This is a genomic window from Nannocystis pusilla (genome assembly GCF_020073745.1).
In the GTDB taxonomy this organism is placed as follows: domain Bacteria; phylum Myxococcota_A; class Polyangia; order Nannocystales; family Nannocystaceae; genus Nannocystis; species Nannocystis radixulma.
The window spans coordinates 51,635-64,038 of record NZ_JAIRAU010000040.1 but is presented as its reverse complement, the minus strand read 5'-3'; the positions used below and the strand labels follow the sequence as shown (position 1 = coordinate 64,038).

The window sequence follows — 12,404 nt, the reverse complement described above, 5'->3', positions numbered from 1 at the left end:
AATGGTGCGAAGAATAGGGCTGAAGGGACATATTCGAGAGGGCATGTCCCTTCGAGCATGTCAGAAGCGCATCCACACGCCGAGATCGATCTCGACGGCGCCGCCGGGGCGGGCCGCGCCGCCGAGCAGCGGCCGGACGCGCTGGCGCAGGCAGGCGGTGATGGCGGGGGCGAGGCGCTCGCGGCCCTTCACGTCCATGCGCGCGAGGGTGCCGGCCGCCGTGAAGCGCAGGACGAGGACGAGCTTGCGGTGGAGGCGGTAGGTCGAGCGCCCGGCGTCGACGAAGCAGCGGGCGAGCGGCTCGGCGTCGCCGCGCAGGCGGCCCTGGAGGCGCTCGGCCTCGAGCTCGTCGGCGCCGCGGACGGCCCCGATCCGCGCGCGGGCGTGGGTCTCGACGGGGGTGAAGCCGCGGCCGGGCGGGAGGAGGGCGTCCGGGGGCGCCGGGGCGGACCAGCCGGGCTGCGCGCCGCTGCTGCGGACGCCGTCGATGACGTAGCGCGACTCGGCGCCGGTGCTGCCGCCGAGGCGGATCGCGCCGGCGTCGTGGCTCGGGGTGGGGGACATGTCGACGACGGCGGTGAAGTCGCGCGAGGTGCCGCCGAGCGGGATGTTGTGGATGCGGCTCGTGCGGGTCACGGCCTGCATGCCGCGGACGGGCTCGACCGGCTGCACGACCTCGACGGCGAGGCCCTCGACGCGGCGCGAGCGGTCGACGGCGACCAGGCTGGTGAACTGCGTGACCAGGTGGTGCTGCAGGCCGAGGCGCAGGATCTCGGCGCGGGCGTGCTGCTCGGTCTCCGCGGACGTCGCGGTCATGCGCGTGAGGTCGAGGGCGGCGATCCGGTCGCGGGCCCACAGGCGCGCCAGCGTGGGCGCGGACTCGGAACTGGTCACGACCTCGACCGGGAAGGTGACGGAGCGCTCGCCGACGCGGGCGAGCAGGCGCACCTCGGTCGGCGCGGCGCCGGCGTAGCGGCCGTGGACGACGAGCGGGTGGCTGGCCAAAAGGTCAGGTGGTAGCGCGGCCGAGAGGTCGCGCGGGACAGGCGAGTCCCACTGGAGGGCGACGTCGGTGAGCACGGGGGCGTCGATGGTGCGCTCGATGATCTGGCCGGCGCCCGTCAGGTCGGCCGGCTGGCGCACGTGCAGGGCGGCGCCGTCGCCGGCGGCGGCGAGGGTGGCGATGAGGTGGCTGTTGGGCGACTCGCCGATGCCGAGGCCGAACACGCGGGCGCGCCGGCCGGCGGCGCGCTGGCGGGCGACGAGGCTGCGAGCGGCGCGGGCGATGGCGTCCTCCTCGCCGATGTAGCCGTCGGTCATGAGGAAGACGTAGCGGTGGCGGCCGTCCTCGATCGGGCTGTCGAGCGCGGCGTCGACGGCGGCGAGCATCTCGGTGCCGCCGCCGGCGCCGAGGGCGTCGACGAATTCGGCGGCCTGGCGCAGGTTCTCGGCGTTGGCGGGGCGCGGGGCGCCGAACAGCCGGCGGGTGTTGCCGGCGAAGGTGACGACGTCGAAGGTGTCGACGGGACGGGCGCGGGCGAGGGCCTCCTTCATGGCGGCCTTGGCGAGCGCGAGCGGGGGGCCGGACATCGAGCCGCTCACGTCGACGACGAAGATGAGCTCGCGCCGGCCGACGAGGTCGTCGACGTCGAGCCGCGGCGGATCGACGACGAGGAGGAAGTGGCCGCCGCGGGCCTCGCCTGGCCCGAGGAACAGCTTGGCGGTCGGCTGGGCGCCGGCGCTGCGGTAGCGGAGGACGAAGTCGCGGTTGGGGAGCTCGTCCTTGCGGGCGAGGGTGACCTGGAGGCGGCTGCCGGCGGCGGAGGCGACGACGTCGTGCGCGGGCGCGGCCCAGGCGTCGATCGGGGCGGCGGCGTCGATGTCGACGGTGATCGAGAGGTCGTGACCGGTACGCACGCCGCGGCCGAGGATCGGCGGGGAGATCCGCGAGGCGTCGGGGACGCGATCGTTGTCGGCGCTGGTTCCGGCGCCGCGATCGCGGCCTGGCAGCGGAGCGCCCGGGAGGTAGCGCGGGCCGACGACGGTGGGGAACACGAACTCGTACTCGCCGCTGTCGTAGCTGAGGGTCTGCAGGTAGCGCAGCTCGACGTCGACGGTCTCGCCGGGCGGGATGTTGGCGAGCGACTGGGTGAAGACGTTGGGCCGCTCCTGCTCGAGCAGGGCGGCGGTGTGGCCGGCGTCGCGCGCGGCGAGGTACTCGGCCCGCGCCTGCTCGCGCGCGCGGATCTCGGCGACGATCGTGCGCGGGCCGACGACCATGCGCATGTCGGTGACGGCGCTGTTCTCGGGCAAGGGGAAGGTGTAGATGGCGTCGAGGGCGGCGGCGTTGTCGTTGACGAAGCGCTGGGTGACGACGACCTCGGCGACGGGGCCGCGCAGGCGGGCGCGGACGTCGGTGTTGCGCAGCGGCAGGGCGACGCCGGCGTGGAGCAGCTGCGGCATGGCGCCGGGGTCGGTGTAGACGACGTCGCGCACGGGCAGGTCCTGCGGGGCGAGCTCGAGGCCCTTGGCCGGCAGGCGCACGTCGAGCTCGACGGGGGCCCACACCGGCTCGTCGGCGAGCGCGAGCTCGGGGGGGGTGAGCGAGGTGGTCCCCGCGCGGCTACAGGCGAGGAGCGCGGCGAGACCGAACAGCGCGGAGATCCGGATCGTCATGCGATCGGTGTAGCGCGAGGCGACGAGGCGCGGCTCCGACTGCGATCGGACGATCGAGACGGAAGAGCGCCGCGGCGGACAGGACATGGCGAAATGGACATGTTTTCGTGAACATTTCACGAGGGACATGTTCATATGGATATGTCGAGGAGGACATGTCCTGTTCACCGGCCGAAGGCTGCGTCAGGTGCAGACGGCGAGCCGTAGAGGGGCGGGCCACGCGGGGCGCGCGGACATGGTCCTTCATGGTGAGCCGGGCGGGGGGCGGGGGGTCCGGGCGGCGATCGGACGCCGGCGTGGTCACGCGGGCGCCGGGGCGAGCACCAATTCGTGGAGCGTCTGCAGCAGGACGTCGAAGTCGGGCGGCTTGCCGAGGTGGCGATCGAAGCCGGCGGCCCTGGCTCGCTGGCGATCCTCGGGCGAGGCGTAGCCGGTGAGCGCGATCAGGCGTGTCGTACACCGGGCCGGATCGGCCCGGATCGCGCGGGCGACCTCGTAGCCGTCCATGCCGGGGAGGCCGATGTCGCAGACGACGACGTCGGGTCGAAACGTGCGCACCTTCTCGAGGCCTTCGGGGCCGGAGTGGGCCAGGCACACCTCGTGGGCGTCGAGCTCGAGGGCCTCCTTCAGGCTCTCGGCGGCGTCGAGGTTGTCCTCGATGACGAGGATCCGTCCCGGCGGGGTCCCGCCCGCCTCGACGCATGGCGCGGCCTCGGGCGCGGGCGCGGGCACCCCGGGCAGCCGCACGGTGAACTCGGCGCCGTGGTCGAGTCCGGCGCTGCGCGCCTGCACGTCGCCGCCGTGCAGCTCGACCAGACCCTTCACCAGCGCGAGGCCGAGGCCGAGGCCGCCGCGGCTGCGCGCGAGGGTGGTGTCGGCCTGGATGAAGGGGTCGAACAGGCGCGGCAAGATGTCGGCACCGATGCCCATGCCGTCGTCGCGCACGTGGACGAGCACGCCGGACCCTTGCGCCTCGACCGCGACCTCGGTCTTGCCGCCGCGGCCCGTGAACTTCGCCGCGTTCTGCAGCAGGTTGCCGACGATCTGCGACAGCCGCGTGGGATCGCCGTCGACCCACAGCGGCCGGCTCGCGGGGGCGAACGCGAGGCCCACGCCGCACGCGTCGAACACGGAGCGGTGATCCTCGACCGTGCGGCGGACGAGCTCGTTCATCTCCACGGTGGTCCGCTGGAGCTGGATCTTGCTCCGCGAGATCCGGGTGACGTCGAGCAGGTCGTCGATGAGCCGCGTCATGTGCTCGACCTGGCGCTCGATCACGTGCTCGGCGCGGCGGGCCTGGTCGCTCCCGGGCTGCACGTGCGAGAGGATGTAGAGGCTGTTCTTGATCGGCGCGAGCGGGTTGCGCAGCTCGTGCGAGAGCATGGCGAGGAACTCGTCCTTGCGCCGGTCGGCCTCGCGCAGGGCCTCGGCGAGGGCGCGGTGCCGTTCCTCGCTGGCGCGCAGGGCGGCCTCGGTGCGCTTGGCCTCGTGGATGTCGGTCGAGGTGCCGTACCAGCGGAGGATCCGCCCGGCCTCGTCGCGCACGGCGAGCGCGCGGCCGAGGTACCACCGGTATTCGCCGGTGGCGGGGAACTTGAAGCGATACTCGACCTGGTACGGCTTGCCGGTGTGCATCGACTCTTTCCACGCGGCGATGCAGCGCTCGCGATCGTCGGGGTGGAGGACGGGCAGCCAGCTGGCGTCGCCGATCTGGCCCTCGCTCGCGCCGGTGAGCTCGTACCACTTGCGGTTGTAGTAATCGGCGGTGCCGTCGGGGCGCGTGCACCAGATGATCTGCGGCATCGAGTCGGCGAGCTGCTGGAACTTCGTCTCGCTGGCGCGCAGCGCCTCGAGGGCCTGGCGAGCCTCGGCGGCCCTGTGCTCGGCCTCCTCGGCGGCGCGGGAGGCGGCGATGCGCGCCTCGGCGTCGCGCGCCCGCCTGTTGCGCAGCGAACCGGACACGAGGCTGACGAGCGTGCCGGTGGCGAGGAAGCCGACGAGCTGCAGGACGTCGCTGGGCTGCGGCGCTTGCCCCGGGACGTGCAGCAGGGCCCCGATGCCCAGCGTCGCCAGCACCGTGGAGGTCAAGGCGGGGCCGATGCCCGTCACCAGCGCGGAGAGCGAGATCACTGCGACCGGCAGGGCGAAATAGACGCCGTCGAGCGGGCCGGCCAGCGCGGCGGCGACGCCGGCCGCGGCCGCGCCGCTGAGCAGCGAGAACCACCACCGCGACGCGGTGTCGAGGCTCGCGCGCGCGAGCGGCCTCGTGATGGTGGTGCGGTCGCTGGTCGTCATCGCGGCTCCGCGCGGAGCCCGGTCGTCGGGCTCGCGTCACAGCGTAGTGCCAGGTGCCGCAGGGGTCCGGCAGGCGCCGTCGCGCCGCGCCGGTGCGCCGTCAAGGCCGCGTCAGGGGCTCGACGCGACCAGACCGGGCCCAGGCGCGCGCGACGTGGTGCGCTCCCGGTGCGACGGCGCGGGGGCGAGGCCGCGGGCCGACAGGTTCGTTACCTGTCTCGAGGGACATGTCACGGCCGCGTCCGCCGGCGGGCCCGGCGGGCCGGCGAGCGCCGTGAGGTGCGGTCGACGCTCCCGGCGCGGCGACCGGCACGCCCGGGTCAGGCGGCGATGTAGCCGAGCACGAGGTAGGCGAACAGGAAGCCGGTGATCACGACCATCGCGCCGCCGAGGCCCCACTCCTTGAACACGCGGGTCTCCTGCGGCGGCGAGTAGACGGTGTCCTTGAGCATCTGCGGGATCTGGTTGAACAGGTAGTCGAAGAACTCGCGGAAGGCGAGCACGACCGGGCGCACGAGGTGCTTCCACGCGCCGGGGAACAGGCGGCGGTAGAACCAGTCGGCGTCGAGGGTGATGGTCAGCGTGCGCTTGAGGACCGGGAGCAGGGCGAAGAACGCGAGGCCCGAGAACAGCAGCAGCTGCAGCTGGTTGATGACGTGCGGGACGGTGTAGGGCGCGTAGAGGGTCTCGCCCTCGGCGGCCGGGAACGGGAGGATGCTGTAGAGCGGGCCGTAGAGGCCGGGGACGCCGAGGAGGATGCAGACGGCGGCGAAGAAGATCATCGCGGCGCGCATGTTCCACGGCGGGTCGGGCGGGCGCAGGCCCGAGTCCTTCTGGAAGAACACGAACCACGGGAACTTGATGCCGGCGTGGAGGAACACGCCCGCCGAGGCCGCGGTCAGCGTGAACCACGCGAGCGCGAGGTGCTGGTCGGCGGCGGCCTGGTTGATCATCGACTTGGTGACGAAGCCCGAGGTCAGCGGGAACGACGAGATCGCCAGGGCGCCGATGATGCCGCACGTCATGGTGATCGGCATCGAGTGGTAGAGGCCGCCGAGGTCGGTGCACTTGCGCTTGCCGGTCATGTAGAGGACCGAGCCGGCCGACATCAGCAGCAGCGCCTTGTAGACGATGTGGGCGAACGCGTGGGCGGCGGCGCCGTTGAGCGCCATGGCGGTGCCGATGCCGATCCCGCAGACCATGAACCCGACCTGGTTGACGATCGAGTAGGCGAGGATCCGCCGCATGTCGTTCTCGAGGATGGCGTAGACGATGCCGTACACCGCCATCAGGAGGCCGACGTAGACCAGCAGCTGGGTGCCGGCGAACAGCAGCATCAGCACGTAGACGGCCGTCTTGGTGGTGAAGGCCGACAGGAACACGGTGCCGCTCTCGGACGCCTCGGGGTAGGCGTCGGCCAGCCACGAGCCGAGCGGCGGGGCGGCGGCGTTGACGAGGATGCCGAGCAGGATGAGCCAGGCGGCGAGGTCGCCTGTCCCGAGGGACAGGCCCTCGAAGCCGGCGGCGCCGAAGAAGTAGTGGTGCAGCGCCAGCGGGTCGGCGACGCCGGCCGACTGCAGGGCGAACACCTTGGCGAGGATGCCGGCCATCAGCAGCACGCCGCCGACGAAGTGGACCAGGGCGTAGCGGTAGCCGGCGCGCCCGGCCTCCTTCGTGCCGGCGCTCCAGATCACGGTGGTGGAGCCGATCGCCATCAGCTCCCAGAAGATGAAGAGGCTGAGGATGTCGCCGGCGAAGGTGACGCAGATGGCCGAGCCGGCGTAGACGAAGGCGGCCGGCAGCTCGACGCGCCAGCGCTTGCCGCGTTCGCTGTCGATGCCGGTGATCGGGTGGGCGAACAGGGCGCCGGCGAAGGCCATCACCGCGAAGATGGTGGCGAACACCCGGGTCGGCGGGTTGAAGGCCAGGACCGTGAGGTCGTACTGGCCCATGAACGGCATGGTGACCGTGAGGTCGGTGGGGATGGCCCAGATCGCCGCCAGCGTGAGCAGCGGCAGCAGCAGGGCGATCGCCGGCCCGAGCCCGCGCAGGAGCGGGAGGACGAGGCCGCCGAGGACGAGGATCAGGCCCGGAGGAGGAAGGCCGGCTTCAGTCATCGTAGAAGGTGTCCTTCCGCTTCAAGATCAGGCCGACGACGAACTTCGACACCAGGACCATGACGGCGCACACGCCGAAGCCGTACCAGGAGTAGAAGCCGAAGCTGCCGTCGATGCCGAAGTGGGCGTGGTGGTGCGGGTCCTTCATGACCCAAAAGTCGGCCAGCACCAGGAGCGCCAGCACGACCAGGGACACGATCCACAGCTTGCGTATGGTCTGAGGGTCTTCGAGGCTCATGGCAGGCCGCTCCGGAGCTGGGTCGCCAGACCGATGGCGAGGTCGCTGTAGAAGAAGAAGGCGATCGTGGCCGCGGCCGTGCACGACAGCGCCACGACGATCGGCCACGGGGCCTCGCCGTGCGGGCCGACGACGTGCGGGGCGTGACCGTGGTGGCTGTGCTGCGGATCGGTGTCGTCGCCGAACTCGCCGTCGGCCGAAGACAGGTGCGGGATCACGTCGTGCTTCGGCTCGGCGACGAAGAACGCGCGGTAGACGATCGGCAGGAAGTAGGCGGCGTTGAGCAGGGTCGACAGGATGACGACGACGAGCACGAACGGGGCGTCGGTCTCCCAGGTGGCCTGCAGCAGGTACCACTTGCTGACGAAGCCGGCCGTCGGCGGCAGGCCGATCATCGACAGCGAGCCGATGGTGAACGCGGCCATGGTGATCGGCATGCGCCGGCCGATGCCGTCGAGCTGGCTGATCTCGGTCTTGTGCGCGGCGGTGTAGATCGAGCCGGCGGCGAAGAACAGGGTGATCTTGCCGAACGCGTGGGCGGCGATGTGCAGCGCGGCGGCGGTGATCGACAGCGGCGACAGCAGGGCGGCGGCGATGATGACGTAGCTGAGCTGGCTGACGGTCGAGTAGGCCAGCCGCCGCTTGAGGTTGTCCTGGAACAGGGCGATGCAGGAGGCGATCAGGATGGTCGCGCCGGCGACGTAGATCAGCCACGAGCCGACGCCGTAGCGCACCAGCACGGCCGGACCGAACACGTAGACGATGACTTTGAGGACGGTGAAGACGCCGGCCTTCACCACCGCCACCGCGTGCAGCAGCGCCGAGACCGGGGTGGGGGCGACCATGGCGGCCGGCAGCCAGCGGTGCACCGGCATCAAGGCGGCCTTGCCGATGCCGTACATGTACAGGATGAACAGGATGCCGAACGCAGGCGCGGTGAGGCTTCCATCTGCCAGCGCGCGCGTGAACACGCCGCCTGGCCGGAAGGTCATGTCGCCGCCGGTGAACACGTAGGTGCCGATGATGCCGGCCAGCAGGAAGCACACCGAGGTGACGACGAGGATCCCGAGGTAGGTGCGGGCCGAGCGGATGGCCTCGGCGGTGCCCTTGTGGGCGACCAGCGGGTAGGTGGTCAGCGTCAGCGCCTCGTAGAAGACGAACAGGGTGAACAGGTTGCCGGCGAAGGCGAGGCCCATGACGCTGGCGATCGCCAGGGCGAAGCACACGTAGAACCGGGTCTGGTTGTTCTCGTGGTTGCCGCGCATGTAGCCGATCGAGTAGACCGAGTTGAGGATCCACAGGCCGCCGGCGATCAGGGCGAACAGCATGCCGAGCGGCTCGACCTTGAGCTCGAGCCAGACGCCCGGCAGGACCTCGGCGATCTTGAGCGCCGGGGCCCTGGCGAAGCTGGCCCAAAAGTCAGGTGCGAGCACCGCGGGGGCCATGCCCGCGACCACCCACAGCAGCGCGCCGGCGGTCAGCAGGGTGACGAGCTCGCGCAAGTTGGGCCAGCGGCCGGCGAGCGAGATCAGCAGGGCGCCGAGCAGCGGGATGTAGATCGCCAGCAGCGGCGGGCTCACGTCGAGGTGGATCATGGGGCCCCTCCGAGCAGGCTCTTGGCGGCGCGCATGCTGATCTCGCCGGTGAAGGTGGCGGACACGCCGAAGTACACGCTGGCGCCGATGAGGATCCACATCGGCGCGACCATCGACAGCGGGGCCTCGGTGACGAGGGCGCTCTCGCCCTCGGGCTCCTGGAAGTAGGCGGCCTCGACGACGCGCCAGGTGTAGGCGACGGCGAGGAGCGAGCCGACCAGGACGACGGCGGCGACCGGCCACATGTGCGGGGCCTCGAGGGCGCCCTGCACGAGGTACCACTTGGAGATGAAGCCGGCCGTGAGCGGGAAGCCGACCAGGCCGAGGCCGCCGGCGACGAAGGCGGCCATGGTCAGCGGCATGCGCTTGCCGAGGCCGCGGATCGAGCGCAGGTCGCAGCGGCCGAGGCGGTACATGATGGCGCCGGCGGCCATGAACAGGCCGCCCTTCATGACGGCGTGGTTGAAGATGTGGATGACCGAGCCGGCGACGCCGTGGACGTTGGCGAGCGCGAAGCCGGCGACGATGTAGCCGAGCTGGCCGACCGAGGAGTAGGCCAGCATGCGCTTGAGGTTGGTCTGGCGCACGGCGGTGACGCCGGTGACGAGGATGCCGGCGCAGGCCGCGACGCTGAGCACGACGTGGGCCGGCATGGCCACGAACGAGAAGCCGACGCCGAAGATCGTAAACAGGAAGCGGAAGGCCATGTAGATGCCGACCTTCGTCGCGGTGGCCGACAGCAGGGCGCTGACGGCCGAAGGCGCGTAGGTGTAGGCCTTGGGCAGCCACATGTGCAGCGGGAACAGGGCCATCTTCATGCCCAGCCCGACGAGCAGGAGCGCGAAGGCGACCAGGACCGTGCGGTTGTGGACCGCGTCGGGCAGGGCCGCGAGGCGGTCGTGCATGTCCTCCATGTTGAGCGTGCCGGTGACCATCAGCAGGTAACCGATGCCGAGGAGGATGAAGCTGGCGCCGACGCTGCCGAGGATCAGGTAGCGCAGGCTGGCGGTGAGCGCCTGGCGGTTCAGGTCCTTGCCCATGGCGATCAGCGCGTACACGGTGAGCGAGCTGATCTCGAGCAGGACGTAGACGTTGAAGGCGTCGCCGGTGACCGTGATGCCCAAAAGGCCGCACACGGCCAGGACCCACACCGCGTAGAAGAAGTTGTGGCGGTCCTGCGGGATCTCCTTCTCGACGCTCTTCTGGGCGTACAGCGTGGTGACGAACGAGACGCCGGCCACGGTGAGCAGGATGAAGGCGTTGAGCGCGTCGACGCGGTACTCGATGCCCCACTGGCGCGGCCAGTTGCCGAGCTCGTAGGAGATGTAGCCGGTCTTGGCGGCCAGGACCTGCTGCATCAGCAGGACGGTGAAGTAGAACACCAGGCCGGTGATGAGGGTGGCCCACGCCCACGGGCCCTTGCCGCGGCCCATGGCGATCGTCAGGACGCCGCCGATCAGCGGCACGGTGACGACGAGGACCGGGAGGTTCGGGATGATCTCGAACGCCTCAAGCATGGTGATGCCCCTCCAGCCTCTGCTCGAGGTCGTCGGCGGCGTCGACGACCTGGCTGCGCTGGTAGTCGGCGCGCTTGTCGGCCTGGTCCATCGCCTCGATCTCGTCGTACTCGATGGTGCCGTAGGTGCGCTTGATGTTGATGATGAGCGCGAGCGCGACCGCGAGGACGCTGACGCTGACGACGATGGCCGTCAGGATCAGGACGTGCGGCAGCGGGTTGTCGTAGGGGCCCTCGAACTTCTGCGCCCCGTCGAGGATGGTGGTCCACACCGGCGCGGTGCCGCCGTCGATCACCGCCATCGAGATGTAGTAGAGGAAGATCCCCGTCTGGAACAGGCCCAGCGCGATCGCCTGCTTGATCAGGTTGGGCTTGGCGATGACGCCGTACAGCCCGATCATCATCAACAGGACGTAGATCCAGTAGTTGTAGATCCCGAGGGCACCGGTCACGTGGAGCGCTCCTCCGCGAGCTGATTGAAGATCGTGAGCATGACCATGCTGACGGTGATGCCGACGCCGTACTCGACGAGGGTCATCCCCAGCGACTCGCCGTCGCCCGGGAGCTCCCGGTTGAGCATCGAGTAGTCGAGGAACTTGCCGCCCAGCAGCATGCAGACGGCGCCCGTGCCGCTGTAGATCAGCACGCCGACGCCGGTGAGGATGTCGCTGACCGGCGGCGGGACCACGCGGTAGAGCGCCGCGCGGCCGAAGATGAGGGCGTAGAGGATGAACGCGGTCGCCAGCACGACGCCGCCCTGGAAGCCGCCGCCGGGGCCGAGCTCGCCGTGGGTGATGACGTAGAAGCCGAAGATCAGGATGAAGGGGATCGACAGCTTGCTGACGACGCGCAGGATGACCTGGTCGCTCATCACCGCGCCGGACTGCAGGTAGCCCTCGCGCCGCGGGCGACGCAGCAGGAGGATCAGGCTGACGCCGGCGGTGAAGATGACGGTGGTCTCGAACATGGTGTCGTAGCCGCGGTAGGCCGCGAGCAGCGAGGTGACCGAGTTCGGGACGTGGCCGTTGAAGTCGTCGGGCGGGTGGAGGTGGTGGCCCGGCTCGGCGTGGGGCTCGTGCGCGGCATGGACCTGCGGGACCATCAGGCCCTCGAGCCGCAGGGCCGAGTTCTCGCGCCAGGCGGTGTCCTTGGGGTCGTCGGGGATAGGTCCGGTGATCCGGCCGTCGAACCGGCGGTAGCGCTCGACGTCGAAGCCCTCGGGCGGCTTCTGCTTGCCGGGCGTGCCGTTCACGAAGCCGACGGTCTGGGCCATCATCTCCGGCACGCGGTAGTGGTGGATCGGCGCGGCCGGGTCGCCGAAGCGCGGCATGTCGAGGGTGCCGTAGATCAGCGCGGCGCCGGTCAGCGCGGTGAAGACGAGGGCGGGGACGTGGAGCCGCTTCTTGATCGGCTTCTCGTCGCGGCCGACGTGGACGAGCGTGCCGATCAGGAGGATCGTGCTGATGCCGCCGCCGACGGCCGCCTCGGTGAACGAGACGTCCATCGAGTGCATGTTGACCCACACCAGCGCCATCAGGAGGCTGTAGATGCCGGTGAGGATCGCGGAGGCGTAGAGGCTGCGGACCTCGATGATCGCCACCGCGGTGACGGTGACGAGCAGCAGCAGGAGGGTGTCGATGAGGACGACGGCGTTCACTGCCGGCCTCCTCGCGTCCACGGGCGGAGGCCGTCGAGGTGGGCGGCCTTGGTGATGGCGAAGGTGGCGGTCGGCGCGACGATCAGGAGGATGAAGGCGACCATCAACAGCTTGATCTGGGTCAGCACGTCGGGCGTGACGAACACGAGCCCGAGCAGGATGAGCACCTGGGCCAGCGAGTCGGTCTTGCCGGCCGCGTGCAGGCGGGCGTAGAAGTCGGGGAACCGGAGGACGCCGTAGGAGCCGGAGAAGGTGATCACGCAGCCGAGCGCGAGCAGGACGGTGCAGACGACTTCGTTCCAGGGCATGG

The 12,404-nt window shown here is 70.7% G+C and carries 9 protein-coding genes; all 9 read right to left on the bottom strand.

Annotated elements, in window-relative coordinates; genetic code table 11:
* Positions 1 to 60: 60 nt before the first annotated feature.
* Complete coding sequence (locus K7C98_RS28775; protein ID WP_224194997.1) at positions 61 to 2,676, bottom strand: VIT and vWA domain-containing protein; 2,616 nt, start codon at positions 2,674 to 2,676, stop codon at positions 61 to 63.
* 300 nt (positions 2,677 to 2,976) lie between these two features.
* Positions 2,977 to 4,971 carry a hybrid sensor histidine kinase/response regulator gene (locus K7C98_RS28770; RefSeq protein WP_224194996.1) on the bottom strand — a complete coding sequence of 665 codons (1,995 nt, stop codon included), beginning with the start codon at positions 4,969 to 4,971 and terminating at the stop codon, positions 2,977 to 2,979.
* A 320-nt stretch (positions 4,972 to 5,291) separates the two neighbouring features.
* Positions 5,292 to 7,088: a Na(+)/H(+) antiporter subunit D gene (locus K7C98_RS28765; RefSeq protein ID WP_224194995.1), complete on the bottom strand. Its 1,797-nt coding sequence runs from the start codon at positions 7,086 to 7,088 to the stop codon at positions 5,292 to 5,294.
* The gene (locus tag K7C98_RS28760) at positions 7,081 to 7,326 is read right to left on the bottom strand and encodes a hypothetical protein (RefSeq protein ID WP_224194994.1); all 246 of its coding nucleotides are present in this window, start codon (positions 7,324 to 7,326) and stop codon (positions 7,081 to 7,083) included. Before K7C98_RS28760 ends, K7C98_RS28765 begins: the two co-directional genes overlap by 8 nt.
* A complete protein-coding gene (locus K7C98_RS28755; RefSeq protein WP_224194993.1) occupies positions 7,323 to 8,921 on the bottom strand; it encodes a monovalent cation/H+ antiporter subunit D family protein in 1,599 nt (532 codons plus the stop codon). Before K7C98_RS28755 ends, K7C98_RS28760 begins: the two co-directional genes overlap by 4 nt.
* Positions 8,918 to 10,438, bottom strand: a complete 1,521-nt coding sequence (locus tag K7C98_RS28750; protein WP_224194992.1) for a monovalent cation/H+ antiporter subunit D family protein — start codon at positions 10,436 to 10,438, stop codon at positions 8,918 to 8,920. Before K7C98_RS28750 ends, K7C98_RS28755 begins: the two co-directional genes overlap by 4 nt.
* The gene (locus K7C98_RS28745; protein ID WP_224194991.1) at positions 10,431 to 10,889 is read right to left on the bottom strand and encodes a cation:proton antiporter subunit C; all 459 of its coding nucleotides are present in this window, start codon (positions 10,887 to 10,889) and stop codon (positions 10,431 to 10,433) included. The genes K7C98_RS28750 and K7C98_RS28745 overlap by 8 nt, the downstream gene beginning before the upstream one ends.
* Positions 10,886 to 12,094, bottom strand: a complete 1,209-nt coding sequence (locus K7C98_RS28740) for a Na(+)/H(+) antiporter subunit B (protein ID WP_224194990.1) — start codon at positions 12,092 to 12,094, stop codon at positions 10,886 to 10,888. The genes K7C98_RS28745 and K7C98_RS28740 overlap by 4 nt, the downstream gene beginning before the upstream one ends.
* Positions 12,091 to 12,402 carry a monovalent cation/H(+) antiporter subunit G gene (gene mnhG, locus K7C98_RS28735; protein ID WP_224194989.1) on the bottom strand — a complete coding sequence of 104 codons (312 nt, stop codon included), beginning with the start codon at positions 12,400 to 12,402 and terminating at the stop codon, positions 12,091 to 12,093. Before mnhG ends, K7C98_RS28740 begins: the two co-directional genes overlap by 4 nt.
* Positions 12,403 to 12,404: the final 2 nt, after the last annotated feature.

Excerpts from the sequence above, each read along its gene's own strand:
- K7C98_RS28775 (WP_224194997.1), bottom strand. The coding sequence starts at position 2,676 with ATGACGATCCGGATCTCCGCGCTGTTCGGTCTCGCCGCGCTCCTCGCC.
- K7C98_RS28770 (WP_224194996.1), bottom strand. The coding sequence starts at position 4,971 with ATGACGACCAGCGACCGCACCACCATCACGAGGCCGCTCGCGCGCGCG.
- K7C98_RS28765 (WP_224194995.1), bottom strand. The coding sequence starts at position 7,088 with ATGACTGAAGCCGGCCTTCCTCCTCCGGGCCTGATCCTCGTCCTCGGC.
- K7C98_RS28760 (WP_224194994.1), bottom strand. The coding sequence starts at position 7,326 with ATGAGCCTCGAAGACCCTCAGACCATACGCAAGCTGTGGATCGTGTCC.
- K7C98_RS28755 (WP_224194993.1), bottom strand. The coding sequence starts at position 8,921 with ATGATCCACCTCGACGTGAGCCCGCCGCTGCTGGCGATCTACATCCCG.
- K7C98_RS28750 (WP_224194992.1), bottom strand. The coding sequence starts at position 10,438 with ATGCTTGAGGCGTTCGAGATCATCCCGAACCTCCCGGTCCTCGTCGTC.
- mnhG (WP_224194989.1), bottom strand. The coding sequence starts at position 12,402 with ATGCCCTGGAACGAAGTCGTCTGCACCGTCCTGCTCGCGCTCGGCTGC.